Source organism: Methylocystis sp. ATCC 49242 (genome assembly GCF_000188155.2).
Lineage (GTDB): Bacteria > Pseudomonadota > Alphaproteobacteria > Rhizobiales > Beijerinckiaceae > Methylocystis.
On record NZ_KE124774.1, the window covers coordinates 742,057 to 766,714 of the forward strand.

26 protein-coding genes are annotated in these 24,658 nt (G+C 65.0%); 13 read left to right on the forward strand and 13 right to left on the reverse strand.

Annotated elements, in window-relative coordinates; all coding sequences use genetic code 11:
- Positions 1-95: 95 nt before the first annotated feature.
- From MET49242_RS05430 to MET49242_RS05450, 5 genes are all read right to left on the reverse strand, one after another.
- Positions 96-1,607 carry a replicative DNA helicase gene (locus MET49242_RS05430; protein ID WP_036281216.1) on the reverse strand — a complete coding sequence of 504 codons (1,512 nt, stop codon included), beginning with the start codon at positions 1,605-1,607 and terminating at the stop codon, positions 96-98.
- A 288-nt stretch (positions 1,608-1,895) separates the two neighbouring features.
- The gene (gene rplI, locus MET49242_RS05435; protein WP_036281218.1) at positions 1,896-2,459 is read right to left on the reverse strand and encodes a 50S ribosomal protein L9; all 564 of its coding nucleotides are present in this window, start codon (positions 2,457-2,459) and stop codon (positions 1,896-1,898) included.
- 49 nt (positions 2,460-2,508) lie between these two features.
- Complete coding sequence (locus tag MET49242_RS05440) at positions 2,509-3,516, reverse strand: DUF2232 domain-containing protein (protein ID WP_084678905.1); 1,008 nt, start codon at positions 3,514-3,516, stop codon at positions 2,509-2,511.
- A gap of 185 nt (positions 3,517-3,701) precedes the next feature.
- The gene (locus MET49242_RS05445) at positions 3,702-6,260 is read right to left on the reverse strand and encodes an ABC transporter permease (RefSeq protein WP_036281220.1); all 2,559 of its coding nucleotides are present in this window, start codon (positions 6,258-6,260) and stop codon (positions 3,702-3,704) included.
- Complete coding sequence (locus MET49242_RS05450; RefSeq protein WP_036281222.1) at positions 6,260-6,937, reverse strand: ABC transporter ATP-binding protein; 678 nt, start codon at positions 6,935-6,937, stop codon at positions 6,260-6,262. The genes MET49242_RS05445 and MET49242_RS05450 overlap by 1 nt, the downstream gene beginning before the upstream one ends.
- Before the next feature lie 102 nt (positions 6,938-7,039).
- On the opposite strand from MET49242_RS05450, the gene MET49242_RS05455 reads away from it, so the two are divergent.
- Together MET49242_RS05455 and thpR are read left to right on the forward strand one after the other, a co-directional pair.
- A complete protein-coding gene (locus MET49242_RS05455; protein ID WP_192815574.1) occupies positions 7,040-7,648 on the forward strand; it encodes an arylesterase in 609 nt (202 codons plus the stop codon).
- Positions 7,649-7,680: 32 nt separating this feature from the next.
- A complete protein-coding gene (gene thpR, locus MET49242_RS05460) occupies positions 7,681-8,250 on the forward strand; it encodes an RNA 2',3'-cyclic phosphodiesterase (protein WP_036281223.1) in 570 nt (189 codons plus the stop codon).
- Between the two features lie 83 nt (positions 8,251-8,333).
- Here thpR and MET49242_RS05465 read toward each other — a convergent pair whose 3' ends face one another.
- The 4 genes from MET49242_RS05465 to ftsE form a co-directional block, all read right to left on the reverse strand.
- The gene (locus MET49242_RS05465) at positions 8,334-9,110 is read right to left on the reverse strand and encodes a 1-acyl-sn-glycerol-3-phosphate acyltransferase (RefSeq protein ID WP_036281225.1); all 777 of its coding nucleotides are present in this window, start codon (positions 9,108-9,110) and stop codon (positions 8,334-8,336) included.
- Between the two features lie 67 nt (positions 9,111-9,177).
- Positions 9,178-9,855 (reverse strand): YdcF family protein, encoded by a 678-nt coding sequence (locus MET49242_RS05470; protein ID WP_244430721.1) that lies wholly within the window; start codon positions 9,853-9,855, stop codon positions 9,178-9,180.
- Positions 9,856-9,966: 111 nt separating this feature from the next.
- Positions 9,967-10,935 (reverse strand): ABC transporter permease, encoded by a 969-nt coding sequence (locus tag MET49242_RS05475; RefSeq protein ID WP_051134032.1) that lies wholly within the window; start codon positions 10,933-10,935, stop codon positions 9,967-9,969.
- A 5-nt stretch (positions 10,936-10,940) separates the two neighbouring features.
- Positions 10,941-11,603 (reverse strand): cell division ATP-binding protein FtsE, encoded by a 663-nt coding sequence (gene ftsE, locus MET49242_RS05480; RefSeq protein ID WP_036281226.1) that lies wholly within the window; start codon positions 11,601-11,603, stop codon positions 10,941-10,943.
- Between the two features lie 177 nt (positions 11,604-11,780).
- Here ftsE and MET49242_RS05485 point away from each other — a divergent pair, with 177 nt between their 5' ends.
- The 3 genes from MET49242_RS05485 (at position 11,781) to MET49242_RS05495 (ending at position 14,153) form a co-directional block, all read left to right on the forward strand.
- Positions 11,781-12,404, forward strand: a complete 624-nt coding sequence (locus MET49242_RS05485; protein ID WP_036281228.1) for a hypothetical protein — start codon at positions 11,781-11,783, stop codon at positions 12,402-12,404.
- Positions 12,405-12,472: 68 nt separating this feature from the next.
- On the forward strand, positions 12,473-13,777 hold the full coding sequence (gene pyrC / locus MET49242_RS05490; protein ID WP_036281230.1) for a dihydroorotase: 1,305 nt from the start codon (positions 12,473-12,475) through the stop codon (positions 13,775-13,777).
- A 181-nt stretch (positions 13,778-13,958) separates the two neighbouring features.
- On the forward strand, positions 13,959-14,153 hold the full coding sequence (locus MET49242_RS05495; RefSeq protein ID WP_036281232.1) for a hypothetical protein: 195 nt from the start codon (positions 13,959-13,961) through the stop codon (positions 14,151-14,153).
- A 26-nt stretch (positions 14,154-14,179) separates the two neighbouring features.
- Here MET49242_RS05495 and MET49242_RS25465 read toward each other — a convergent pair whose 3' ends face one another.
- A complete protein-coding gene (locus MET49242_RS25465; protein WP_051134033.1) occupies positions 14,180-15,304 on the reverse strand; it encodes a DUF3611 family protein in 1,125 nt (374 codons plus the stop codon).
- A 204-nt stretch (positions 15,305-15,508) separates the two neighbouring features.
- Between MET49242_RS25465 and MET49242_RS25470 the strand changes: the two genes are divergently transcribed.
- Positions 15,509-15,856 (forward strand): hypothetical protein, encoded by a 348-nt coding sequence (locus tag MET49242_RS25470; protein WP_036281234.1) that lies wholly within the window; start codon positions 15,509-15,511, stop codon positions 15,854-15,856.
- A 133-nt stretch (positions 15,857-15,989) separates the two neighbouring features.
- Positions 15,990-17,180, forward strand: coding sequence for an elongation factor Tu (gene tuf, locus MET49242_RS05510; protein WP_036281236.1), 1,191 nt, complete (start codon positions 15,990-15,992; stop codon positions 17,178-17,180).
- Positions 17,181-17,234: 54 nt separating this feature from the next.
- Here the strand turns inward: tuf and MET49242_RS05515 are convergent, their stop codons facing one another.
- From MET49242_RS05515 to MET49242_RS05525, 3 genes are all read right to left on the reverse strand, one after another.
- Entirely contained in the window at positions 17,235-17,510 is a 276-nt protein-coding gene (locus tag MET49242_RS05515) for a TonB-dependent receptor plug domain-containing protein (protein WP_051134467.1), read from the reverse strand.
- A 71-nt stretch (positions 17,511-17,581) separates the two neighbouring features.
- Positions 17,582-18,478, reverse strand: coding sequence for a metallophosphoesterase (locus MET49242_RS05520; RefSeq protein WP_036281240.1), 897 nt, complete (start codon positions 18,476-18,478; stop codon positions 17,582-17,584).
- Positions 18,479-18,532: 54 nt separating this feature from the next.
- Complete coding sequence (locus MET49242_RS05525) at positions 18,533-18,745, reverse strand: hypothetical protein (RefSeq protein WP_036281242.1); 213 nt, start codon at positions 18,743-18,745, stop codon at positions 18,533-18,535.
- 223 nt (positions 18,746-18,968) lie between these two features.
- Between MET49242_RS05525 and MET49242_RS05530 the strand changes: the two genes are divergently transcribed.
- The 6 genes from MET49242_RS05530 to MET49242_RS05550 all read left to right on the forward strand — a co-directional run bounded on the left by MET49242_RS05530 (position 18,969) and on the right by MET49242_RS05550 (position 24,620).
- Complete coding sequence (locus MET49242_RS05530; RefSeq protein WP_036281244.1) at positions 18,969-19,748, forward strand: DUF1499 domain-containing protein; 780 nt, start codon at positions 18,969-18,971, stop codon at positions 19,746-19,748.
- A 96-nt stretch (positions 19,749-19,844) separates the two neighbouring features.
- Entirely contained in the window at positions 19,845-20,846 is a 1,002-nt protein-coding gene (gene pdhA / locus MET49242_RS05535; RefSeq protein ID WP_036281246.1) for a pyruvate dehydrogenase (acetyl-transferring) E1 component subunit alpha, read from the forward strand.
- A 12-nt stretch (positions 20,847-20,858) separates the two neighbouring features.
- Complete coding sequence (locus tag MET49242_RS05540) at positions 20,859-22,253, forward strand: pyruvate dehydrogenase complex E1 component subunit beta (protein WP_036281248.1); 1,395 nt, start codon at positions 20,859-20,861, stop codon at positions 22,251-22,253.
- Between the two features lie 2 nt (positions 22,254-22,255).
- A complete protein-coding gene (locus MET49242_RS05545) occupies positions 22,256-23,209 on the forward strand; it encodes a 2-oxo acid dehydrogenase subunit E2 (protein ID WP_051134034.1) in 954 nt (317 codons plus the stop codon).
- Complete coding sequence (locus tag MET49242_RS23940) at positions 23,206-23,418, forward strand: GDCCVxC domain-containing (seleno)protein (protein WP_084678907.1); 213 nt, start codon at positions 23,206-23,208, stop codon at positions 23,416-23,418. Before MET49242_RS05545 ends, MET49242_RS23940 begins: the two co-directional genes overlap by 4 nt.
- 77 nt (positions 23,419-23,495) lie before the next feature.
- Positions 23,496-24,620, forward strand: a complete 1,125-nt coding sequence (locus MET49242_RS05550) for an Mrp/NBP35 family ATP-binding protein (RefSeq protein WP_036281250.1) — start codon at positions 23,496-23,498, stop codon at positions 24,618-24,620.
- Positions 24,621-24,658 lie beyond the last annotated feature (38 nt).

Consider the following 24,658-nt stretch of genomic DNA (forward strand, 5'->3'; position numbering starts at 1 on the left):
CTCTAAATCGCAAATTTACGCTCTGCGGGGTTGGCGCCCCGATCGAGTCGATGGCCGGGACAAGCCCGGCCATTGCGTCTCAGGATCGAGCGTCGTCAATCCCCCATCCGCGCCGGCAGCTTGTCCTCGTCCGCGAGATTGGAGAATCGCGTCACCTCGGCCTCGAAGGCGAGCGGCACCGTGCCCGTGGGGCCGTGGCGCTGCTTGCCGATGATGGCCTCGGCCCGGCCATGGGCGCGCTCCATCTCGGCCATCCAGTTGATGTGCTCTTCCGTGCCCTCGCGCGGTTCGCGGTTACGCAGGTAGTATTCCTCGCGATAAACGAAGAGCACCACGTCGGCGTCCTGTTCGATCGAGCCGGATTCGCGAAGGTCCGAGAGCTGCGGGCGCTTGTCGTCGCGCGCCTCCACCTGACGCGAAAGCTGGGACAGCGCGATCACCGGGACATTCAGCTCTTTCGCCAAAGCTTTCAGGCCCGTCGTGATTTCGGTGAGCTCCTGCACGCGATTGGCGTCGCGCGACTTCGATCCGGCGAGAAGCTGGAGGTAATCCACCACCAGCAGGTCGAGTCCCTTCTGGCGTTTCAGGCGCCGCGCTCTCGCGGTGAGCTGCGCGATGGAAATGCCGCCGCTCTGGTCGATGTAGAAGGGAATGCTCTGCATCTCGCGCGCGGCGTCGGTGATGCGGCGGAAATCGTCCTCATTGATGTCGCCGCGGCGGATCTTGTAGCTCGGCACGCCGGATTGTTCGGCGATCACGCGGGTCGCCAATTGCTCGGCGGACATTTCGAGCGAGAAAAAGCCGACAATGCCGCCGTTGATCGTCTTGTGCGAACCGTCGGGCTCGGTCTCGTATTGATAGGCCTTGGCGATGTTGAAGGCGATGTTGGTTGCGAGCGCCGTTTTGCCCATGCCGGGACGGCCCGCGACGATGATGAGATCGGATTTTTGTAACCCGCCCATCTTCTCGTCGAGATCGATCAGCCCCGTCGCAATGCCGGAAAGATGGCCGTCGCGCATATAGGCGCTGTTGGCCATGTCGATGGCGATGACGAGCGCATCCGAAAAGCGCTGAAAGCCGCCGTCGTAACGGCCGGTCTCGGCGATCGAATAGAGCTTGCGCTCGGCCTCCTCGATCTGCGCGCGCGGGGTGGCGTCGATCGGCGAATCATATGCCGTGTTGACGATGTCCTCGCCGATGGCGATCAGGTCGCGCCGCGTCGCGAGATCGTGGACGATGCGGCCATAGTCTTCGGCGTTGATGATCGTCGTCGCCTCGGCGGCGAGTCGCGCTAGATAGGCCTGAATCGTCACGCCGGCCGGCAGTTCGATTTCCGCGAGGAAGGTTTTCAGCGTGACGACGGTCGCGAGCTTGCCGGCGCGGATGAGCTGCCCCGCGACCTCGAAGATGCGACGATGCAGCTCCTCGGAGAAATGCTCGGGCCGCAGGAAATCCGACACTCGGTCGAAGGCGTCATTGTTGACGAGGATGGCGCCAAGCAGCGCCTGTTCCGCCTCGATATTGTGGGGCGGCGTGCGATAGGCGGGCGTCTCGGGCTGCGCGACCTGAAAAGCGCGCCGACCCGCCAATTGTTCGATTGGAGGCATGGTTCTCGATTCTAGCGAGTTGTTCTTCCTCGGCTTTCAGACGCGACGCGGAAGCCGTCCGGAATGGGTCAACCATCGCATGAGTCCGACCCTCCGCGCCAGACTTGACTTAACGCTTCGTTCCCTTGCCCCGACTTGCGAGTCTTTTCCACATGGCGGGAAAAGAATCTCGGTGCCTATGACGAATCGCTCTTGCATCGTACGCCGAATCGAAGCGCGCGAGCCAAAAAAGAAAACCCGGCGGTCGCACGACCGCCGGGCCAGAATTGTCGAGGATTTCTAAAGCTCTTACAGCTCGACGTCGCCGGCTTCGGCCAGGGCGGCGCCGACTTCGAGGCCGAGATCGTCCATCGAGGTCTCTTCACGGGTCGTGATCGACTCGCCGCGCGCCTGACGCTCGGCCTCTTCTTCCGAACGCGCGACGTTGATCATGATCTTGACGTCGACTTCCGGATGCAGATGCACCGGAACCGCATGCAGGCCAAGCGCCTTGATCGGATGCGTCAGAACGATCTGATTGCGGTTCAGCGAGAAGCCGCCAGCCGTCGCGGCGTCGGCGATGTCGCGCGTGGCGACCGAGCCATAGAGATGGCCACTCTCGCCAGCCTGGCGGATGATGATGAAGCTCTGGCCGTCGAGCTTCTCGGCGACGGCTTCAGCTTCCTTCTTGGCTTCGAGATTGCGGGCCTCGATCTGGGCGCGCTGCGTCTCGAATTGCTTCTTGTTGCCTTCGGTGGCGCGCAGAGCCTTGCCCCGGGCGAGAAGGAAATTGCGGGCGTAGCCGTCGCGCACGCGCACCGTGTCGCCCATCTGGCCAAGCTTGGCCACGCGTTCCAGCAGAATGACTTCCATGTTCTTGTCTCCGAAGGTTGTGCGCTTTGTCAGGAAAATCGGGACGAAGTCAATCCGATTTTTCCGCCGGTTTTTGCGGCTGAGCCGGCGCAGCGGCCGTTTTCCGGTCGCGATAGTTGAAAAAGAGGTCGGCGGCCCCGAGCGCCGCCAGCGGCACGATCGGCCATCCGAGCAGGCCGAGCATGAAGTAGATGATCGAGAGCACCAGCGCGCTCGACCGGGAGCCGCGAACCATAATATGGACGACGGCAAGACCCTGAAGCGCCAGCAGCAGGCCCATGGTCATGGCGAGCACGAGCCCCATTGCGCCGGACGGACCGCTGAACAGCGTCATCACGAGGCCGCTCAGAAAGACGCCGCCCACCGCGCGGGGCAGGTGAAAATCCGTCGCGATGTCCGGCCAGGGGCGGGTCAGGAGGCTGGACGCCTGCGCCAGCCGGGCGGCGATCCAGAGATTCGCGATGTGAATGAGCAGGCCATAGGCTGCGAGGAAGGCCGGCACGGCGCGGGCGACTGACCCTGAAAGCTCCGTGGGATTGATCTTGTCGGAGAGCTCCTTCTCCCTGACCATCGCGTCGAGGAGGATGAAGGCGCGCGCGCGGATCGGGTTCAGCGCCTCGTCGATGGAGCCGAAGCTGATAGTCGCGACGATGATCCAGAGCAAAATGGCGGTCGCAAGGACGGTGGCGGGGGCAAGCGAGGCCCAGCTCGAAACATGCGCGGTGACCAGATCGCGGCGGCCGCGCGGGGCGCCCGCGGCGACATAGGCGGCGAACCAGCCGGGGCCGGCGACCAGGAGCGCATAGGCCATGCCGATGACGGGATGCAGCCAGATGGACAGGATCACCGTCGCGACGATCGCGGCGGAGAAGCCGTGGCGCACGCCGAAGCCGAGCGCGACGATCATCAGGGGCAGCGGCGCGAGATGCGCGAAGAGCAGTCCGCCAAATCCGCCGCGCGCGACCACTGCGAAAATCGCGGCCGCCGCGATTCCGCCGAGGATCGAAATCCCGATATTCTGCCAGGAGAACACGCTTTTGTCGGGCACGGACGTCATTTTCCGGGTTTCGAGGCGCCCCCGCAATGAAGCGCGGGAAAGCCAAAAAGCGCCGGGACGACCCTTCGGCCGGCGGCGCGCATCAGCTTTTATGCCGGAGCGAGGCGAAGGGCAAGGGCGCGGATGACCTTCTTGCCTGCGCGGCGGTTCCGGATTTCAAATTTCGTCTTGCCGATGCTCGAGCATCACAATTCGCGCAATTCCGGGCCCGGGCGCCGCGAGAGAACGCGCCATGTGCCCGCCAAACCAAGCCCGATCGTGACCGCCAGCGTCGCAGCCGTCGTCAGCGCGATCGTTCCCGGCAGGAAGACGAAGTCGAATTTCATCAGGAAGGTTGTCATCACATAGGCCGCTGCGGCGCCGGCGGCGAGCGCGATGAACGAGGCGACGAGTCCGACAAGTCCGAACTCCAGCCCATAGGCCGCGGCGAGCCAGCCGCGCGTCGCGCCAAGCGTCTTCAGCACCACTGCGTCGTGCAGGCGGGCGCGCTGGCCGCTTGCGACCGCGCTGGCGAGCGCGAGAATCGCCGTCACGATGGCGAGCCCCGCCGCCGCGCGGGCGGCGAGCGCCAGCTGTCCGGCAATCTTGTCGATGGCGGCGATCGCCTCCTTGACCCTGACCGAGACGATCATCGGAAAGCGCTTCGCCGTCTCGCGGGCAATTTTCGCGTCCATGGCGTCGCGCGCCGCGATGGACGGCGCGCCATAGGCGATGGTGAACAGCTCGGTGTAGGGCGCGCCGGCGAAGACGTTGGGCGAGAACACCATCACGAAATTGATTCCATAGCTGCGCCAGTCCACCTTGCGCAGGCTTGCGACTTTCGCGATTGTTTCACGGCCGAGGACATTCACCTTTATGTCGTCGCCAATGCCGAGGCTCATCCCTTCTGCGATCTTCGCCTCGAGCGATACGAGTGGCGGTCCGGCGTAGTCGGCCGGCCACCATTCGCCGGCGACGATCTGGGAATTTTCCGGAAGCCTCGCCGAGAAGGTCACACCGCGGTCGCCTTCCAGCGCCCATTTCGCCTCGTCGTTCACGGCGAGTTTTTCGACGGGGACGCCCTTCACCGCGACGATGCGGCCGCGCATCATCGGCACATGCGCGATATGCGCCGCCGGCGCCTGTTCGGCGAGGAAGGCGCGGAATTCCGCCGCCTGCGCCTTCGGCGCGTCTATGAAGAAGAAATTCGGAATTTCGCCCGCGTCCGCGCGGGCGAGTTCATTGTGGATCGCGCCCTCGACCAAAGCGAGCGCGATGAGCAACGTTTGCGTAAGTCCGATGGAGACGATCAGAGCGGGCGTGAGACTTTTCGGCCGCCAAATATTGGCGAGCGCGAGCCGCAACCTGGCGTCGCGCGGGCGGGGCAGGGCGCGGGCGATCCGCATGGTGAGCCACGCCGCGCCGCGCAGCAGGCCGAAGGCGATGATCGCCGCGCCGAGATAGAAGACGCCGAGCTTGAGGTCCGAGGCGGAAAGAATCACCAGCGCGGTCAGGGCGACGCCGGCGGCCCAGGCGCCCACGCGGTAACGCGTGAGCTTCGCGCCGCGCGGGTCGTCGCGCAAAAGCGCGGCGACGGGAATTTCATGTGCGCGGCCCAACGGGACGAGCGAGAAGATCAGCGTCACCAGCAGCCCGTAAAGCGCGCCGAACGCCGCGCCGCGCGCGTCGAGCGCAGCGGACACCGGGAGCTCCGCGACCTGCCGCAATCCCTCCGACGCCGCCCATGGGATCACTGCGCCGACCGCGAGGCCGAGAATGATCGCGAAGGAGGCCGCCGCCAGCACTTGCGCCAGCGCGATGGCGAAGACGCGCGAACCCGTCGCGCCCAGCGCCTTCAGGACGGCGAATTGGGTCCGCTTGCGCTCCACGAAACCATGCACGGCGTTGGCTACGCCGGCGCCGCCCGCAACCAGCGCCGTCAACGCAACGAGCGTCAACAATTGCGTGAAGCGTTCGAGATTGCGGGTGAATTGCGGGGAGACGGCGTCGCGCGTTCTCGTCTCCCAGCCCGCCTGAGGAAAGGCGGTTTCGACTTCCGTCCTGAAAGCCTTTACCGCCTCGTCGCTTGCGTTACCGATCAGGGTCACGCGCGTGACATTGCGGACAACCGAACCGGCCGTGACCAGCCCGGCGTCGACGAGCGCGCGTCTCGACATCAGCACGCGTGGTCCGAGGCCGACGCCGCCCGCGAGCTTGTCGGGTTCGCTCACGAGCTTAGCGCGCAGCTGCACGCGCGAATTGCCGATCATCAGCGTGTCGCCGAGCCTCGCGTCGAGGCGCGCGAGAAGCATCGGATCGACGATTATCCCGGCGACGCCATCGCGTTCCGCCAGCGCTTCGGCGAGCGGGAGAGCAGGCTCCGTCTCGACCGCCCCGAAGGCGGGGTAGCTCGCCGGGTCTATGGCCTTGATCTCGACCATCGCCGCTTCGCCGTCGTCGCGCCGCGCCATGGCGCGCATGAGAGAGATTTCGGAAAGACGTCCGCGCGCCGCGAAATAGGCGCGCTGCTCGGGAGAAGGCTCCCGCGCCACGAGGCTGAAGGAGACGTCGCCGCCGAGGATCGTGCGGCCCTCGCGGGCGAGCCCCTGCGCCAGCGAGCGCGAGAGGCCCGAGACGCCCGAAATCGCCCCAACCCCGATCACGATGCAGGCGATGAAGATCCCGAAGCCGCGCGGGTCGCCCAGAAGGTCGCGCAGGGCGAAGCGCAGGCCGAAGGGCAGGGAGCGGAAACCAGAGGCGCGCATCAGGCTTCGTCCGCTTCGATGCGACCGGAGCGTAGCCGCACGCGGCGGCCGCAGCGGGCGGCGAGGCTCGGATCGTGCGTCACCAGCACCAGCGTCGCCCCGCGCCGCTTCTGCTGGGCGAAGATCAGGTCGATGACCGCCGCGCCCGTCTCGGAATCGAGATTGCCGGTGGGCTCGTCTGCGGCGAGGATCAGCGGGTCCGGCGCCAGCGCGCGGGCCAGAGCCACGCGCTGCTGCTCGCCGCCCGAGAGCTGGGCGGGGTAATGCGAAAGGCGCCCGCCGAGACCCACCGCCGCCAGCTCCGCCTCGGCGCGGGCGAAAGCGTCTGCTTTTCCGGCGAGTTCGAGCGGGACCGCGACATTTTCCAGCGCCGTCATGGTGGGGATCAACTGGAAAGACTGGAACACCACGCCTATGTTCTGGCCACGGAAACGCGCCAGCGCGTCCTCCGACATGGCGCCGAGGTCGCGCCCGTCGATCCTGACGGCGCCGGCGTCGGGGCGCTCCAGACCGGCGAGGGTCATGAGCAGGGTCGATTTGCCCGAGCCGGAGGGGCCGAGGAGACTGACGGTCTCTCCCGGGGCTATGGTCAGGCTCACGCCTTTCAGTACATGGACTCGAGCGGCGCCTTCGCCCAGCGTGAGGTCGACGTCGGCGAGTTCGATAACGGGTTGCACGGAGGTTTGTCCTTGAACAATGCGCCTTCAAAGACGCCTGGATTTTATCAGTCTTATCGCCTGTTCCGGCGCGGGCTCCAAATTCTGGCGGCGGCCACGCTCATGGTCGTGAGCGCGAGCGCGCAGGCCGGGCAATTGCGAATCCTCGCCTTCGGCGACAGCCTCACGGCCGGCGCGGGCGTCACGGCGGAAGATTCGCTGCCGGCCCAGCTCAAGCGACGGCTCGTCGCCGACGGCTTCGACATCGAGATGATCAATGCGGGCGTCTCCGGCGACACTACGGCCGGGGGCCTCGCGCGGCTCGATTACACGCTCTCGGCGGGGCCGGTGGACATGGCCATCGTGGAGCTGGGCGCCAATGACATGCTGACCGGCGTCGACCCCAAAAAGTCACGCGCCAATCTGGACCAGATCATCTCGACGTTGCGGTCGAAAGGTGTGACTGTGATGCTCGCCGCCATGGTGTCGAGCGCCAATTGGGGGCAAGCTTACAAACAGGATTTCGATTCGATTTATCCCGATCTGGCGAAGAAGCATGGGGTTACGATGATTCCCTTCTTCCTCGAAGGCATCTGGGGCCATCCCGCGCTGCTCGTCGACGGCGTTCATCCGAATGCGGCCGGCGTCGCCAGGATCGTCTCGAAGATCGCGCCCCAGATCGAGAAGGTTCTGACATCCATGGGCGCCACGAGATTGGCGAGCCCGAAATAGCGCGCGATTCGTAACGGACAGGGGAGGAGCTCATGCCCAGACTGTTCACGGCCCTCGAAGTTCCTCCCCACGTCGCGGAGAGCCTCTCGCGGCTGCGCGGCGGCCTTTCCGGGGCGCGCTGGATCGACGTCGAGAACTATCACATCACCCTGCGCTTCCTCGGCGATGTCGATGACGCTTTCGCGCGGGACGTCGCCAATGCGCTCTCCTTCATCCAGCGGCCCGAAGTGACGGTTACGCTCGACCAGCTCGATTCCTTCGGCGGCGACAAGCCGCGCGCCATCGTTGCGCGCGCGCGCGCCGATCAGGCGCTGCTGGAGATGCAGGCCGAGCAGGAACGGCTGCTTCGCCGGCTCGGCGCGCCGCCGGAGCCGCGCAAGTTCGTCCCGCATGTCACGCTGGCGCGTCTGCGCTACTCGAGCTCGGCGGCCGTCGCCGCCTATCTCGGCGCGCGCGGCTATTTCCCGCCGATCAAATTCACGGCAGAGCGCTTCGTGCTCTATTCCTCGCGGGATTCGGTCGGCGGCGGGCCTTACATCGTCGAAGCGGAATATCCGCTTCTCGAGCCGCGGCCGGCGCTGACGCGCGCGATGGGCGCATAGAGCGCGCCAAGGAAAAGAGCAGGCAGTTTTCCGTTCGAACGCGCGACAAGATATGACGCGAGAGCAAATTCGGCGAATGCGCTCTATGCCTTCTCCGCCGCCTTCGCACGATTGCGCTCAAGTCTCGCCGCCACTGTCGGGTCCTTCGCGACCGCTTCATCGATGAGGCGGTTGGACGCCGTCTCGATCTCGTTTTGCAAAAGCCGGAAGAATTCGCGCGGCGGCAGGCCCGGCGGGATGACGGGCAGGAATTCGATCACCGCCGTTCCCGGATAGATCAGGAAGGAGCGGCGCGGCCAGAACAGGCCGGCATTAAGCGCGACAGGCAGGACCGGGACGTTCGTCGCGTCATAGAGGTGTGCGATCCCGACCTTATATTGCGGCGGGGCGCCGACCGGACGGCGCGTTCCTTCCGGAAAGATGAAGAGCTGACGTCCCTGCGCGAAAATCTTCTTCGATTTCTCGATCAGCTGGGGCAGGAGCTTGCCGCCTTTGGCCCGGTCGATTGCAACCTGCTCGGCGGCAAGAAGATACCAGCCGAAGAATGGCAGCCAGATGAGCTCATGCTTCAAGATGTAGCTGAAATCGGGAAACTTGATCGGAAGAACGAAAGTGTCCCAGGTCGACTGATGCTTGCAGGCCACGATCACCGCGCCTGAAGTAATGTTCTCCAGCCCGCGCCACTCGATCTTCGTGCCGCAAATCTTGTCGAGCAGCCACAGCGAAGTTCGGCCCCATGTTCGGCCGAGCTCCTGCGACACCTGCCGCCGCATGAAGAGGCCCGGCAGCCAGATGAGCATCAGGGCGATGGTGTTGGCAAAGAACACGATCTGGAAGACGAGCGAGCGCAGGAAGAGCATGTCGGTTTTCGCTTGGCTGTTGGCATGCGCGTTTTACGCCGCCGGCGGCCAATAAAACAAGGCGGAGTTAATCGGGCGAGGCGCTGCTTCTGAGGGGGGCGGTCGCCAGGTCGTCCTCGCGGAGGCTGAGCCTCGTTCGCAGAAGCGCGCCGAGAAATTTGACGTATTCGCTGCCGACGAGCCGCGCGACGCCGAGGTCGGTCGCCCAGTCGGCGACGTCGACATGCTCGCTGACCACGGGGAATGGGTAAAGTTTGATGTCCGGCAGCGCCGCGGAGAGCTCCACCAGCGCGCGGGGCATGTGATAGTTCGAGGTCACGACAATGAGCGAGCGCGTGATGTTGCGCGACTGCGCCCATTCCCGCGTCTCGCGGGCGTTGCCGGCCGTGTCCATCGCCTGATAGCCGAGGTCGACGCAGCAATTGAAGAGATCGCGCGACACCGGCAGGATTCTGGCGAGGACGGAGCTGCGGGTGGCGCGGTTGACGCCGGTGATGAGCATTCGCTTCGCCTGCCCGCGGGCGAGGAAATCCGCAGCGTCAAGCACGCGGTCCGATCCGCCGGTGAGCGCCACGACGGCCTCCGCCTCGACCTTGAGAATCGGCTCCTGGCGGGCAAGCGAAAGCGCAAAGGCGACATAGCCGGCGACGAAAGCGGCCAATGTAGCGGCGAGGAGCCAAAGCGTTCCGCGGACAATCGCGCGTCCAACGCCGGCCGCAGCCTTCTCGGGCGCGATCCCCGTCACCTTGTCGCTCCTCCAGCCCATGTTTTTCAGACGATCGCGCGTCGAGGCCCGATTCGATTGAACATATAGAGTCATAATGCGGCGAATGGCACGGTCTCCGCGAATATGTGATCAGCCGAGTCGCCGCAAATGGCGAAACACGGTTACCTGAGACAGATAGCCGGTCAGCACCGCAATGGCGCCCGCGAGGATGAGGATGACGGCGAAGCCGCCGGCCCCAAGCGCGAAATCGCCGAACATCGCCTGCATTTGATCGGCGCTCGCCGTTGCGCGCCAGTTGCGCGCCGCCATCTGCGCGAGCGCGAAGAAGGCGATGGCGGCGGCGCCGCCGATCAATGCGCCCTTGAGGCCCAGCGCCAGAAACCGGCGCTGGAATTCTTGCGCGATGAAATTGTCCGCGGCGCCGACGATGTGCAAAACCTCGACGATCTCGCGGTTCGTCGCAACCGCAGCGCGGGTGGCAGAGGCTACCGCAATGCCCATCGTCACGAGGATGAGGATGAAGATCATCACCGCGACCGCAACGGCGGCGCGGGACATGTCGCCGAGACGTTCGACGAAAATATGGTGGTCGTCAAGAACGGCGCTCGGGATGGCGAAGTTCAGCTCGGTGCGCAGGCTTTCAAGGTCCGGACGGCTCTTGGGATCGAGCTTGACCACGATCATGCGCGGCGTCGGTAACTCCGTCAGATCGAGACCTTTCCCGAGCCAGGGTGTGAGCAGCGCCTCGGACTCGGCCTTGGTGTAAACCTGTGCTTCACGCACGCCGGGGGTTTTCTGCAGGATTTCGGCGGCGCTCTTGAGATCGGCCTCGATGTCCCGGCCCGGCGTCGGACGCACCTGCACGCTCGCCTCGCTGCCTGCTTCCCTGCGCCATTCCGCGCTGGCGTCGGCGACGAGCAGGGCGGCGCCAGCGGCAAGCGCGGCGAGGAAGGTCATGATGGCGATGACGATGACAAGCGAGCGCCCCGCCACCGAGTCAGCCGGCACCAGCGGCGTCGGCAGGTTAGGCACGTCGTCCTCGGAGTTCGTCGACGCGGTCGCGCGTGTGAGGACTCGCTTTCTGATGAGCAGGGCCATCGCGCTTACTCGAACACATGCAGGCGGCCGTCGGCCAGCACGAGGCGCCGCGCGTCGTCATATTGGTCCATCAGGCTCAGATCATGGGTGGCGATGACGACAGCGGTGCCGGATTTGTGCAGCTCTACGAATAGTCGCAGGATGCGGCGCGCCAGCGTCGGATCGACGTTGCCCGTGGGCTCGTCGGCCAGTAGCAGTTTTGGCCGCGAGATGAGCGCGCGCGCGATGGCGGCGCGTTGCTTTTCTCCGCCGGAGAGCACATTCGGCAAGCTGTGCTTGCGCTCGCCGAGACCGACCCAGCGCAGCAGCTCCGTCACTTCCGAGCGGTAACTCGACTCCTCGCGGCCGAGCACGCGCAGCGGAAGCGCGACATTTTCATAAAGCGAAAGGTGGTCGAGCAGGCGGAAATCCTGGAAAACGATGCCGATCTGCCGCCGCGTCTCCGTGATCTCGTCCTTGTCGAGAGTCGCGGCGTCGCGGCCGAAGATGTTGATCAGTCCCCGCGTGGGCTTCAACGCCATGATGATGAGGCGCATCAGCGTCGTCTTGCCGGCGCCGGAAGGCCCGGTGAGAAACTGGAACGAGCGCGGCGCTATCTGGAAATTCACGTCGCGAAGGGTCTCCGGGCCGACGCCATAGCGCAGGCCGACATTCTCGAAGCTCAACATCGTGGGCTCGCTCCGGATGTTGGCGCCGCGCGGCGAGCGGCGGCCGGGGGTGAAGGACGATCTGGCGAACGCCAGAGTTGCGGAGAATAGCAGTTCACCACTTCTTAACCATAATTGGGGTTAATGATTTCTTGTCTGCGCGTTTTTTCAGAGACTTCCGGGGAGCGGGCGCGTCGCATGAGACTTGGCTTCGACAGAGATTTCGATTCGGTCCTCCCAGCTCGCGAAATCGCGGCCGAAGCGTCGAGCGAATTTCTTCGAGCGCCAACTTACGAAGAAATGTGGGGGCGCCAGCCCCGATGGGCGAAACCGGAACCGGCGGCGACCAAGCACGACCGCTGGCCGGTTTTCGCCTCGATGATCGCCGTGGCGATTGGCGCCACGGCGCTGATCGGCATGCGCGAACGCATCGTCCGCCTCCTGCCGCAGACGGCGGCCGCCTATCGCGCCGTCGGGTTGCCGGTCAATCTCGCCGGGCTGGAGCTTCGCGACGTGCATTCGCGCATCGTGATGGACGGCATGCGCCGCGTGCTGACCATCGAGGGCGAGATCGTCAACATCCGCCGTGAGCAGAATCGCGTGCCGCCGGTGACGCTGGCTGTCCGGGGCGATAACGGCCTCGACCGATACGCATGGACTTCCCCGGCGCCGAAGTCACGCCTCGAGGCGGGCGAGAAGATCGCCTTCCGCGCACGGCTGGCGTCGCCGCCGGAGGACGGCTCGCAGGTGGTGGTGAGATTCGCGAAGCTCGACGAGGCGAAGGAGGCGGCGACGGCGTTCAAGGGAAGCGTCAGGAAGTAGCGCTGTCGCTCCCGCCGCGACGACGGCTCCACATTCCCAACCCGCCGAAAATGCCCTAAGCAGGCGCCATGTCGCTTCATCGCCGGTCCGCGCCGCTCCTCTTCGTCAACGCCCGCCTGATCGACCCCGCCTCGGGGGCCGAGACTCGCGGCGGCCTTCTTGCCCGGGATGGGCGGATTGCCGATCTCGGCCCGCATCTCACCCGCGACACCGCGCCCGACGGCGCCCGCGTCGTCGACTGCGGGGGCGAGGTGATCGCGCCGGGCCTCATCGACATGCAGGCCTTTGTCGGCGAGCCGGGGGCGGAGCACCGCGAGACCATCGCCAGCGCCACAATGGCGGCGGCGGCCGGCGGCGTGACGACGCTCGTCGCCACCTCCGCCACCGATCCCGCCGTGGACGACCCCGCAGTCGTGGATTTCGTGCTGCGCCGCGCTCGCGACACGGGCCGCGTGCGGGTGCTTCCCATGGCGGCGCTCACCAAGGCGCGTGAGGGCAAGGAAATCGCCGAACTCGGCCTGCTGCAGCAGGCGGGCGCGGTTGCCTTTTACGACGGCGCGCGCTCGGTGAAGAACGCGCTCGTCATGCGCCGCGCGATGGCCTACGCCCGCGACTTCGATGCGCTGGTCGTGCATTTCGCGCAGGACGCCGATCTCGCCGGCGGCGTGATGAACGAAGGCGATTTCGCGCTTCGGCTTGGTCTTTCGGGCGTGCCGCGCGAGGCTGAAGCCATCATGCTCGACCGCGACCTGCGGCTCGCCGCGCTCACCGGCGCGCGCTACCACTCCGCGATCGTCACGACCACGCTGTCGCTCGATGCGCTTCGCGCCGCGAAGGACTCGGGGCTGACCGTCACCTGCGGAACGTCGATCAATCATCTCACGCTCAACGAGAACGACATCGGCGATTATCGCAGCTTCCTGAAACTGCGCCCGCCGCTGCGTCACGAGGAAGAACGCAAGGCGCTGGTCGCCGCGCTCGCCGAGGGCCTCGTCGACGTCATCGTCTCGGACCATGATCCGCAGGACGTCGAGACGAAGCGCCTGCCATTCGCCGAGGCCGAATATGGCGCTATCGGCGTCGAGACAATGCTCGCCGCCGGCATGCGGCTGGTGCATTCCGGAGATGTGACGCTGCCGCGCCTGCTGGCGGCAATGTCGTCGCGCCCTGCGGAAATCCTCGGGCTGGAACAAGGGCGCCTGCAGAAAGGGGCGCCCGCAGATCTCATCCGCTTCGACCCCGACGCGCCCTTCGTCGTCGATCCCGCCAAACTTCACTCACGCTGCCGCAACACGCCCTTCGACGGCGCGCTGCTGCAAGGGGTCGTGAACATGACGGTCGTCGACGGAGAGATTGTTCACGAGGCCGTTTGAGGCGAGCCTCTGACCCGTATTCGCGCGGCGCACCGTGACGCCGCATGGGGGATTGGCGAGAAACAAGCCGGATTCGTCGCCTTTCCGCGCTTGCCGCCCGGTCCGACGGCTGCATCTCTATGGGAAGTGTAATTTTTCGCGCCTGAGGCAAGGGCTCGGCGTCAACTCGAGGGCAGGCCGCATGCTGGTCATCCTCTACATTTGTTCGATTTCGATCGCGCGGGAGAACTGCAACGACGCGACTGCGCGCGCCGTGATCCGGCAGAGGGTCGAAAGCGTCATGTGCGGCGTCCCGAGCCAATATGCGGCGCTGCTTGCCGGCGAGACCGGCGTGAAGGAAGGCGAATATGCGCGCGTGCGGTGCGAGATGCGGTAGGCGCGTCCGCCTCGATCGCTAAAGCCTTACTTCCCCGCTTCCGTGGCGACGACGTATTGATGGCGAGATTTCAGCGCGCTGATCATCAGCCAGGCGGCGACGCCGAGGCCAACGAAATGAGCGAACAGCAGGCTGAAATTCACCAGCAGGACGAAGACGTCGAGCGCGCGGATGATCTTCACCGGATCAGTGATCGCTATGCCCGGCGGTTGCGACACCGTCTTGCCAATGAGAAGGGCGACGCTCAGTCCGACGCCCACAAAGGACGCGAGCGCGCCGAGGACATTGAAGAAGCCGCCGCTGCCGACGAACCAGAAGGACATGCCTCTCTGGTGGGAGAGGTAATGTTCCGGCCGGTTCCTTATCCGCGCCGCCGTCTTCATGTAATAAAATGAAAAAATCGTCGTCAGCGCCAGAAGCCCAATGGCCGCCGTCGCCCAGTAGATCGCATCCCCGAAACCGGAGGCGTCGGGACTGACCGTATGTCCGACATATCCGAAGACAAGAAGCACGGCTGAAACGACGCCGAGCAATAGCTGCAACCAGAAGGCTGTGGCGCCGAAGAAGCCGAAGCTGTGCGACAGACCGTCCGCGATCATGGCGGCGATGGTCGTCGGAGCGGGAACCTCGACCGCCCGCGAGCCGGCAGGAGCCGCGGGGGCGAACCGGTCGAAGAGGGTGAAGGCGATATAGGCGATGATCAGGCCGGCCAGCGCATAGGCCGCGTAGCCATGAACGGTCTTCAGCAGATCCGCCAGCAACCGGTCGCCGCCATTCCAGTAGGGCAGGGGATAAGCCCAAAAGAAGATCTGTTCTCCGCGATAGGCCAGGGCGAGCGCTCCAGAAATCACCAGCGCGAGGAATGCGACATAAATCAGCCGACGCAGCCAGAGCGCCACGGTCTGCCGTCCGCTGCGAATCTCGAATGCGCCAGCGAGCAGGAGCGCCGCGCCGAGCAGAAACTGCGCAAGAAGCAGAATCGCCGCCGAGAGGCCGAGCGACACATGCAGGTCCGCAAGATAGACGCGGGTTTGGTCCTCGGCGGGGAGATTGTTCAGACTCCATCCGACGCCGAGGACGCCGACGCAAAGGACGAGAAAAATCCAGAAAAGCGCGATTGCCGCGATATTGCGCCTCGGATTGGAGTCCATTGGACAATCCCCTTTCAAAAAATCGCCTGACCGAATTCGAGGTCTCGCGCTGCTGCATTGCAAACTGTTGTAGACGATAGGGCGCAAGCGCGCCCGGCGCCAGCGGAGATGATCTCGACGATGACGGAGTTGCCCCACGCGTCGAAGACGCTGCATGCGTTGACGATCATCGGAATTTTCAATTGCATCAAGGGCGTTTGAGACGTGAAAACCTTTGCCGTCGCAGTCGTCTGCGCCGCCGCGCTCGCTCTGGTTCCTGTCGCCATGGCCAAGGCTCCGGCAGGCGTCCCTCACAGCGGGTCCTATTCCGCAGCGCGCAAATTTTTGTTGAAGGGCGGCTGGAAGCCGGTTCATCAGCCGGACCCAGGCTTCAAATGCCCGCCCGGCGACCAACGCTGCGAAGGGCGTCCGGAGACAGTGGATTGCGCGGGCACGGGTCTGGGAAATTGCATCTTCCGCTGGAAGCGGAAGGGGGTCGTCGTCGATGTGATGACCGCAGGCGAAACTGATCCACAAATCAATGGCGTGCGCTGCAAGAAGGGATGCAGGTAGCCTCTTTCCGCGCATTGCCCGCCAGGCGGGGTTTCCTGAAAGTGGGCGATGCCCCTTGCGGATTCTCTCCATCCGCCTTAAAGGCTCGCCGCGCTGAAGCGTCTGAGACTTCGCGTCTAACCGGAACGGGACCATGGCCAAGGAAAAATTCTCGCGCACGAAGCCGCACTGCAACATCGGGACGATTGGACACGTCGACCATGGCAAGACGTCGTTGACGGCGGCGATCACGAAGGTTCTTGCGGAGACGGGCGGCGCGACGTTTACGGCCTACGACCAGATCGACAAGGCTCCGGAAGAGAAGGCTCGCGGCATCACGATTTCGACGGCGCATGTCGAATATGAGACGCAGAACCGCCATTACGCGCACGTCGACTGCCCCGGCCACGCCGACTATGTGAAGAACATGATCACCGGCGCGGCGCAGATGGACGGCGCGATCCTCGTGGTTTCGGCGGCCGACGGCCCGATGCCGCAGACGCGCGAGCACATCCTTCTGGCCCGCCAGGTCGGCGTTCCGGCGCTTGTGGTGTTCCTGAACAAGGTCGACATGGTCGACGATCCGGAGCTTCTGGAGCTCGTCGAGCTCGAGGTCCGCGAGCTTCTGTCGAAGTATGACTTCCCCGGCGACGACATTCCGATCGTGAAGGGCTCGGCGCTTTGCGCTCTGGAGTCGAAGAACCCGGAGATCGGCCACGACGCGATCCTGAAGCTGATGCAGGAAGTCGATCGCTACATTCCGCAGCCGGAGCGTCCGAAGGATCAGCCGTTCCTGATGCCGGTCGAGGACGTGTTCTCGATTTCGGGCCGCGGCACGGTTGTGACGGGCCGTATCGAGCGCGGCGTGATCAAGGTCGGCGAGGAAGTGGAGATCGTCGGCATCCGTCCGACGGTGAAGTCGACGGTGACGGGCGTGGAGATGTTCCGCAAGCTGCTCGATCAGGGCGAGGCTGGCGACAACGTGGGCTGCCTGCTGCGCGGCACGAAGCGCGAGGACGTTGAGCGCGGCCAGGTGCTGTGCAAGCCGGGTTCGGTCAAGCCGCATACGAAATTCAAGGCCGAGGCGTACATCCTGACGAAGGAAGAGGGCGGCCGTCATACGCCGTTCTTCACGAACTATCGTCCGCAGTTCTACTTCCGCACGACGGACGTGACGGGCATCGTGACGCTTCCCGAGGGCGTCGAGATGGTCATGCCGGGCGACAATGTGACGATGGAAGTCGCGCTGATCGTTCCGATCGCGATGGAAGAGAAGCTGCGCTTCGCCATCCGCGAAGGCGGCCGCACCGTCGGCGCCGGCGTCGTGGCCAGCATCATCGAGTGATCGGCTCCCACACATGCAATTTGGAAGAAGCGCGGTTCGCCGCGCTTTTTTTCTTTACCAGCAACCCGAGACGGTTACCCCCGGCGCGTAACGCAGCGCATCGCAGATATTTCGGGCGTTGATGTCGTCCATCATCTTGCGCGTGATGACAGTCGCCGAGCCGGGGTAATCCATGATGGGAGTTCTGGTCCCGCCCGGCCCGGTGAGATAATTCGAGAAATAGCCGTCATCCGCCGGACCGGCGGGCGCGATCCGCCCCGCCTGCGCCTGACCGCGATAGAGGCGCTTCTGGCTCGCAAAAGCTTCGTCGATCGCGAGGGAAGCGCTCATCAGGGCGCATATCATCACTATTTCGCGCATGGCCGTCGTCCTGTCACGCGCTTCATATAGGGCGTCGACGCTCAGGCCGCCTCCACCGTCACTTCCACGATTTCCGGCGGGCGCATGAAGCGCACGGGCAGGATCGACTCGCCGAGCCCGCCCGAGATCACCAAATGGCGGTCGTCCTCGATGAAATGCCCGTAGATGTTCTTGGTGCGCCAGCGCAGTTCGGCGACGATCGGCCCCGCGAAAGGCAGGTTGACCTGCCCGCCATGCGTATGGCCGCAGAGCGTCAGCGCCACACGCTTCGGCGTGCGGGAGAAAATGAAGGGTTCATGCGCCAGCATGATCGCGGGCGCGTCGTCCGTAAGCAGGCCGAGCGTCGCGTCGAGATTGTCGTGGCCTTTCCAGCCGATCTTCCCGCCCAGATAAAACGCCATCTGGTCGCCGAGGCCGAGCAACCAGAACGGTTGACCATCCTTTGTGAGGCGCAGCGCATCGTTCTCGTAGACGCGCGCGCCCATCTGCTTCAGCGCGCGACGAACGCTTTCGGCTTCGTCGGGTCGATCGCTCGGCAACGGCCCATGCCACCAGTCGTGATTGCCGAGCACGGCATGGACGCCCAGCGGCGCCTTCAGTTCAGAGAGCGCTTCGCCCCACTGCTGGGGCGTGACGGGCCCTGTCGTCAAATGCGTGCCGGCGGCGAAATCGCCGAGCAGCGCGACAAGGTCTGGCGAAAGCGCGTTGGCGACCCGTGCGATCTCGCGAATGCGCGAGACGGGCATCCATGGCTCGCAGGCGTGGAGGTCGGTGATGACCGCGATGCGCAGCCGCAGCCCATGCGGCCAACCCTTGGGCGTGACGCGGTAGCGCGTCACGTCGAGCATGAAGCCCGGTTCGATGAGGACCGAGTAGGCTCCCAACCCGGCGAGCGCAAGCCCGCCTGGCCAGCGCAGGAAATCGCGTCGGCTGATCATGTCCCATCCCTGGCCGGCGCGGCCTGTGCCGTGCGCGGGGCAGGAGGCGTTCTATCAGGCGGCGAGATGATCGCCCAGCAGAACCGGCGGAACGCGGCGATCGTCGAGGCTGACCGGCTCTTCAACCGGCTTTTGAGGAAATTGCGAGACTTCGAGCGCGGCCGCGACGGCGGAGATGCCGATTTCGCGATAGAGGCGCGCGAGGAGATCGTGGGGGTGGCCGCCCGACGGGGACTGGTCGAACTCTACTGAAAACTGGTCGGTCATGGCTGCCTCTGTTACTCGTGACGGATAACGCGGAGCGAATGTTTCAGGCGAATTTGTCCTTATCGCGTTAATGATGTGCTAATCGCGCCAAATGCGTTACCGCTTTGTTCTCCCGATTTTTGGCGGCCGCGCTCCGGCGTTGCAATTCCTCCCGCATTTGCGAAAAATGCGGGCCGGCGTCGCGCAAAAGCGCGGCGCTCGAGCTTCCCGAGGCTTTTGACGAATGCGCCGACAACTTCCGCAGGAGCCATGGTCGCAGGCCGCGCTGTGGAGCCGCAGCGTCGCCATTTTCGCGGCGACGGTGGCGGTTATGTCGATCATCCTCGCGCGCCTGCACGTCATCGAGCCGCCCTCGGCGCTCGCGGCGCTTGGGTCGGCGATGGCGCTGGCGCTCATCTCGCTGCTGCTGTTCTGCGCGGCCTGCTACGTCATCTGGCGAACCGGGCGCCGAGGGGTCGGGGCCGCTGTCGGCGCGGCCTTCATCGCCTGCCTGACGCTCGCTTATCCCGCCTATCTCGCCGTCGAGGCGATGCGTCTGCCGGTGCTGTCGGATATTTCGACCGACATCGCCAATCCACCCTATTTCTCGCTGTCGCGTGCGGCCTATCAGGCGCGGAAGGGCTTTCAGCCGCAGGGCCTGCCGGCGAAGGCGCGCGAGGCCCAGCGCTCCGCCTATCCGGACGTCGAACCGATCGTCGTCGATCTCGACTCAGACGAGGCGTTCGCGCTGGTGCAAAAGACCGCCAAGGCGGTGGGCTGGAAACCCATCGACCAGCGCGCCGCGGGTGGCCGGACTGGCGAGGGGCATCTCGACTTTCTCGACCGAACGCTTGTCCTGGGTTTCGACGAGGATATTACGGTGCGCCTGAAACCCCTGCCGGGCGGGCAGACGCGCATCGACATTCGCTCCGCCTCCCGCTATGGCCGACATGATTTCGGCGCGAACGCGCGGCGGATTACCGCCTTCGCAGAAGAATTGCAGTCGCAGCTCGACAGCCGCTGAGCATTAAAGATTAGCGGGCGCACTCGTGTTCAATGCGGAACTTTGGTATTGTCGTGGCCGATCTCGAAGCGACGGACGGGAGGCCCGAAACAGCCGATGGCGAACGATAGCAACGGCGCTAGCGCACCCGAGCCAATACCGGATTTCACGCGCGACGAGGAACTCGCGGCGTTTCGCGAAATGCTGCTCATCCGCCGATTCGAGGAGAAGGCCGGCCAGCTTTACGGCATGGGCGTCATCGCAGGCTTCTGCCATTTGTACATCGGACAGGAGGCGGTCGTCGTCGGCGTGAAGATGGCTGCGCGCGAGGGCGACCAGTTCACCACGAGCTATCGCGACCACGGACACATGCTTGCGAGCGGCATGGACCCCAAGGGCGTCATGGCGGAGCTCGCCGGCAAACGCGGCGGCTACTCCAAGGGCAAGGGCGGCTCCATGCACATGTTCTCGCTGGAGAAGAATTTCTTCGGCGGGCATGGCATCGTCGGCGCGCCCGCGCCGATTGGCGCGGGGATCGCCTTCGCCAACGCCTATCGCGGAGAAGACAGGGTTTCGTTGACATTCTTTGGAGAGGGCGCCGCCAATCAGGGGCAGGTTTACGAAACCTTCAATATGGCGGCGCTGTGGAAGCTTCCCGTTCTCTTCATCGTCGAAAACAATCGCTACGCCATGGGCACCTCGATCGCCCGCGCTTCGGCGCAGAAGGACTTTTCGAGGCGCGGCGCCGCCTTCGCAATTCCCGGAAAGCAGATCGACGGCATGGACGTGCGCGTCGTGCGAGCGGCGGCCGCGGAAGCGCTCGACTGGTGCCGTAAGGGCAACGGCCCCTATCTTCTGGAGGTGCAGACATACCGCTATCGCGGCCACTCCATGTCGGATCCGGCGAAATATCGCTCCAAGGAAGAAGTCCAGAAAATGCGCGAGGAGCACGATCCGATCGAGCAGGTGCGCATTCGCCTCCTGGCCGACGGCGTGAGCGAGGACGAATTGAAGAAGATCGACGCCGCGGTTCGCAAGATCGTCGCAGAGGCGGCGGATTTTGCCGTGAGCGACAAAGAGCCAGATCCCGGTGAGCTCTGGACCGATGTGGTGGCGTGAGGAAGTGATCGGATGACTGTCAACGTGCTCATGCCCGCCCTCTCGCCCACGATGGAGCAGGGCAAGCTCGCGAAATGGCTGAAGAGCGAAGGCGACGAGGTTAAAGCCGGCGACGTTATCGCCGAGATCGAGACCGACAAGGCGACAATGGAGGTCGAGGCGGTCGATGAAGGCGTGCTCGCGCGCATCCTCGTGCCGGGCGGGACGGAGAACGTCGCCGTCAACACGCCGATCGCGGTGATCGCGGGCGAGGGCGAGGACGCGTCGACCGTCGAAGCGCCCGCGCCGCCGCCACCCGGCGAGGAGGACAAGGCGCAGCGCAAGGAGGAAGCCGAGGCCGCCGCGCCGCCGAAGCCGGCGCAGACCACGATCGCGCCCTCGCCGAAAGTGAGCGGCGAGCCGGAGGTTCCCGCGGGCACGACGATGATCGCCATGACGATGCGCGAAGCGCTGCGCGACGCCATGGCGGAAGAGATGCGCCGGGATCCCAATGTGTTCGTTATGGGCGAGGAGGTTGCCGAATATCAGGGCGCCTACAAGGTCACCCAAGGCCTCTTGCAGGAGTTCGGCCCCAGGCGCGTCGTAGATACGCCGATCACCGAATATGGCTTCGCCGGCATCGGCGTCGGCGCCGCATTCGCTGGGCTGCGGCCGATCGTCGAATTCATGACCTTCAATTTCTCGATGCAGGCCATCGATCACATCGTCAATTCGGCGGCCAAGACTCTCTATATGTCGGGCGGGCAAATACGCTCCCCGATCGTGTTTCGCGGCCCAAATGGCGCGGCGGCGCGAGTTGGAGCGCAGCACAGTCAGGACTATTCGGCCTGGTATTCGCAAGTGCCGGGGCTGATCGTCATCGCGCCGTCCAACGCCAGCGACGCCAAGGGCCTGCTGAAGGCTGCGATCCGCAGCGACAATCCGGTCGTGTTCCTCGAGAACGAGATTTTATACGGCAAATCTTTCGACGTGCCCGCGATCGAGGACTTCGTCCTGCCGATCGGCAAGGCCCGCGTCGCGCGCGCGGGCAAGGACGTGACCCTCGTCTCTTTCTCCATCGGCATGACCTACGCGCTCGCCGCCGCCGATGAACTCGCCAAGGATGGGATCGAGGCGGAGGTCATCGACCTGCGGACGTTGCGCCCGATGGATAGCGCGACAGTCATAGAATCCGTGAAGAAGACCGGGCGCTGCGTTGCGATCGAGGAGGGATGGTCGCAGTGCGGCGTCTCGGCGGAGATCGCCATGCGGGTGCAGGAGGAGGCGTTCGATTATCTCGACGCGCCGGTCATGCGCGTCACCGGAAAAGACGTGCCCATGCCTTACGCCGCCAATCTCGAAAAGCTTGCGCTGCCCAGCGCGGCGGAAGTAATCGCGGCGGCGAAGACGGTTCTTTACAGGACATGACGATGGCGCTCGTAACACCCGACAGCGGCGCGCCGAGGATCTTCGCGTCGCCCCTGGCGCGCCGTCTGGCGAAGGAGGCGGGGCTCGATATTGCGGGGCTGCAAGGCTCCGGTCCGCACGGCCGCATCATCGAGCGCGACGTGAAGGACGCGATTGCCGGCGGCGGCGCCCGAAAGGCTCCGTCAACCACTCCGGCGGCTCCGCTCGCCGCGCCGCCCTCCGCCGGGACGACGCGCAAATTTTACGAGATCGACTCCTACGAGGAAATTCCGCACGACTCGATGCGCAAGGCCATCGCGCGGCGGCTGACGGAGTCGATCCAGACCGTTCCGCATTTCTTTCTCGAGGTCGATTGCGAGATCGACGCGCTGTTGCGGTTGCGCGAGGAGTTCAACGCCGCCGCGCCCAAGGGCGCCGATGGCGCGCCGGAATGGAAGACGTCCGTCAACGATTACGTGATCAAGGCGCTGGCGCTGGCGCTGCAGCGCGTGCCTGAGGCCAACGTCACCTTCACGCCCGACTTGATGCTCAAGCACAAAGCCTCCGACATCGGCGTGGCGGTGGCGATCCCTGGTGGGCTGATTACGCCCATCGTGCGCAATGCTCAGGCGAAGACGGTGCGCGAGATTTCCGAAGAGGTGAAGGAACTCGCTGCGCGCGCGAGAGAACGCAAGCTCAAGCCGCATGAGTATGAGGGCGGGGTCTCGGCGGTCTCCAATCTTGGCATGTACGGTATTCGCAACTTTTCCGCCGTGATCAACCCGCCGCAATCGACGATCCTCGCGGTGGGGAAGGGCGAGCAGCGCATGGTCGTTCGCGACGGCGCGGCGGCGGTAGCAAATATCATGAGCGTGACGCTGTCCTGTGACCATCGCGCCATCGACGGCGCGCTCGGGGCCGAGCTGCTGGCGGAGTTCAAGCGGCTGATCGAACATCCGATGGCGCTGTTCGCGTGAAGCTGCAATCCACGCTTACCTGCCCCCACTGCGGCGCCTCGGAAATCCTGACCATGCCGCAGGACGCCTGCGTCGTCGTGCATGAGTGCCCGTCCTGCCGCGCTCGGCTCACCCCGAAGACGGGCGACTGCTGTGTGTTCTGTTCATACGGCGACGTTCCGTGTCCGCCGGTGCAGACGGAAGGGCGCTGCTGTTCGGCGTCCAAATAGCCGTTTCCCATGGACGCGGGACGCGAATAGCGGCATATCCTTGTCTAGAATAACTCTAAATTGACAAGGAGCGGCCGGTGGCGACTGAAGCGGACATCCTCAAAGCTCTTGAAAATCTTTACGGGCCCGGCGGCGCGCCGCTCGCGGGCGCGGTTAGCGGGATCACCTTGTCGGGCGCAAAAGCGTTTGTCTCGCTGGCCGGCGACCCGGCGCAGGGCGCGGCCTGGGAGGCTGCGCGCAAGGCCGCCGAAACAGCGGTGAAGGCCATTGCGGGCGTCGAGGCGGCCGTCGTGACGCTCACGGCCGAACGCGCCCCGCGCGCCGCTGGCCACAGCCACGCCCATGACCACCACGGCCATTCTCACGGAGCGCCCGCCGCGCCGCCCCCGCGCAAGGGCCTTGCGCCGGCGCTGGAGAAGATCCGCTTCATCATCGCCGTCGCCTCGGGGAAGGGCGGGGTCGGCAAATCCACCACCTCCGCCAATCTGGCGCTCGGCCTCGCGGCGCAGGGCTGGCGCGTCGGCCTGCTCGACGCCGACATTTACGGCCCCTCCATGCCGCGCCTCTTCGGCCTTTCGCAAAAACCGGCGGTCGAGGGCGGAAAGCTCGTGCCGCTCGAAGCCTACGGGATCAAGATCATGTCGATGGGCCTGCTCGTCGACGAGAATGTGCCCATGGTCTGGCGCGGGCCAATGGTGACGCAGGCGCTGACGCAGATGCTCGGCGAGGTGAAGTGGGGCGAACTCGATGCGCTCGTCGTCGACATGCCGCCGGGCACCGGCGATGTGCAGTTGACGCTCGCCCAGCAGGTGCCGCTCGCTGGCGCGGTGATCGTCTCGACGCCGCAGGACCTGGCGCTGATCGACGCCCGCCGCGCCGTCGCCATGTTCCAGAAGGTCGAAGCCCCTGTCCTCGGCATCATCGAGAACATGAGCTATTTCCTGTGCCCGCATTGCGGCGGCCGGTCGGAGATTTTCGCACATGGCGGCGCGCGTCACGACGCCGAAAAGATGGGCGTTCCCTTCCTCGGCGAGGCGCCGCTGGACATCAAGATTCGCGAGACTTCGGATTCCGGTCGCCCTGTGGTCGGCGCCGAGCCGAACAGCCCGCAGGCGGCGGTCTATCTCAATCTTGCGGCCAAGGTGAAAACGCTGCTCGAGACGCAAAAGCAGCGCGCGGCCCCCAATATCGTCGTCGGCTGAAAAAACAGGCGCGCCTCCAGTTGCTGAAGGCGCGCCCA

Bases quoted from the DNA above. Each gene is read 5' to 3' on its own strand.
- MET49242_RS05520 (WP_036281240.1), bottom strand. From the start codon at position 18,478: ATGATCAGCCGACGCGATTTCCTGCGCTGGCCAGGCGGGCTTGCGCTC.
- MET49242_RS05485 (WP_036281228.1), top strand. From the start codon at position 11,781: ATGAGACTTGGCTTCGACAGAGATTTCGATTCGGTCCTCCCAGCTCGC.
- MET49242_RS05540 (WP_036281248.1), top strand. From the start codon at position 20,859: ATGACTGTCAACGTGCTCATGCCCGCCCTCTCGCCCACGATGGAGCAG.
- pdhA (WP_036281246.1), top strand. From the start codon at position 19,845: ATGGCGAACGATAGCAACGGCGCTAGCGCACCCGAGCCAATACCGGAT.
- rplI (WP_036281218.1), bottom strand. From the start codon at position 2,459: ATGGAAGTCATTCTGCTGGAACGCGTGGCCAAGCTTGGCCAGATGGGC.
- MET49242_RS05545 (WP_051134034.1), top strand. From the start codon at position 22,256: ATGGCGCTCGTAACACCCGACAGCGGCGCGCCGAGGATCTTCGCGTCG.
- MET49242_RS05465 (WP_036281225.1), bottom strand. From the start codon at position 9,110: ATGCTCTTCCTGCGCTCGCTCGTCTTCCAGATCGTGTTCTTTGCCAAC.
- MET49242_RS25465 (WP_051134033.1), bottom strand. From the start codon at position 15,304: ATGGACTCCAATCCGAGGCGCAATATCGCGGCAATCGCGCTTTTCTGG.
- pyrC (WP_036281230.1), top strand. From the start codon at position 12,473: ATGTCGCTTCATCGCCGGTCCGCGCCGCTCCTCTTCGTCAACGCCCGC.
- MET49242_RS05455 (WP_192815574.1), top strand. From the start codon at position 7,040: ATGGTCGTGAGCGCGAGCGCGCAGGCCGGGCAATTGCGAATCCTCGCC.
- MET49242_RS05495 (WP_036281232.1), top strand. From the start codon at position 13,959: ATGCTGGTCATCCTCTACATTTGTTCGATTTCGATCGCGCGGGAGAAC.
- MET49242_RS05430 (WP_036281216.1), bottom strand. From the start codon at position 1,607: ATGCCTCCAATCGAACAATTGGCGGGTCGGCGCGCTTTTCAGGTCGCG.
- MET49242_RS05475 (WP_051134032.1), bottom strand. From the start codon at position 10,935: ATGGCCCTGCTCATCAGAAAGCGAGTCCTCACACGCGCGACCGCGTCG.
- thpR (WP_036281223.1), top strand. From the start codon at position 7,681: ATGCCCAGACTGTTCACGGCCCTCGAAGTTCCTCCCCACGTCGCGGAG.
- tuf (WP_036281236.1), top strand. From the start codon at position 15,990: ATGGCCAAGGAAAAATTCTCGCGCACGAAGCCGCACTGCAACATCGGG.
- MET49242_RS05525 (WP_036281242.1), bottom strand. From the start codon at position 18,745: ATGACCGACCAGTTTTCAGTAGAGTTCGACCAGTCCCCGTCGGGCGGC.
- MET49242_RS05440 (WP_084678905.1), bottom strand. From the start codon at position 3,516: ATGACGTCCGTGCCCGACAAAAGCGTGTTCTCCTGGCAGAATATCGGG.
- MET49242_RS05530 (WP_036281244.1), top strand. From the start codon at position 18,969: ATGCGCCGACAACTTCCGCAGGAGCCATGGTCGCAGGCCGCGCTGTGG.
- MET49242_RS05445 (WP_036281220.1), bottom strand. From the start codon at position 6,260: ATGCGCGCCTCTGGTTTCCGCTCCCTGCCCTTCGGCCTGCGCTTCGCC.
- ftsE (WP_036281226.1), bottom strand. From the start codon at position 11,603: ATGTTGAGCTTCGAGAATGTCGGCCTGCGCTATGGCGTCGGCCCGGAG.
- MET49242_RS05515 (WP_051134467.1), bottom strand. From the start codon at position 17,510: ATGAGCGCTTCCCTCGCGATCGACGAAGCTTTTGCGAGCCAGAAGCGC.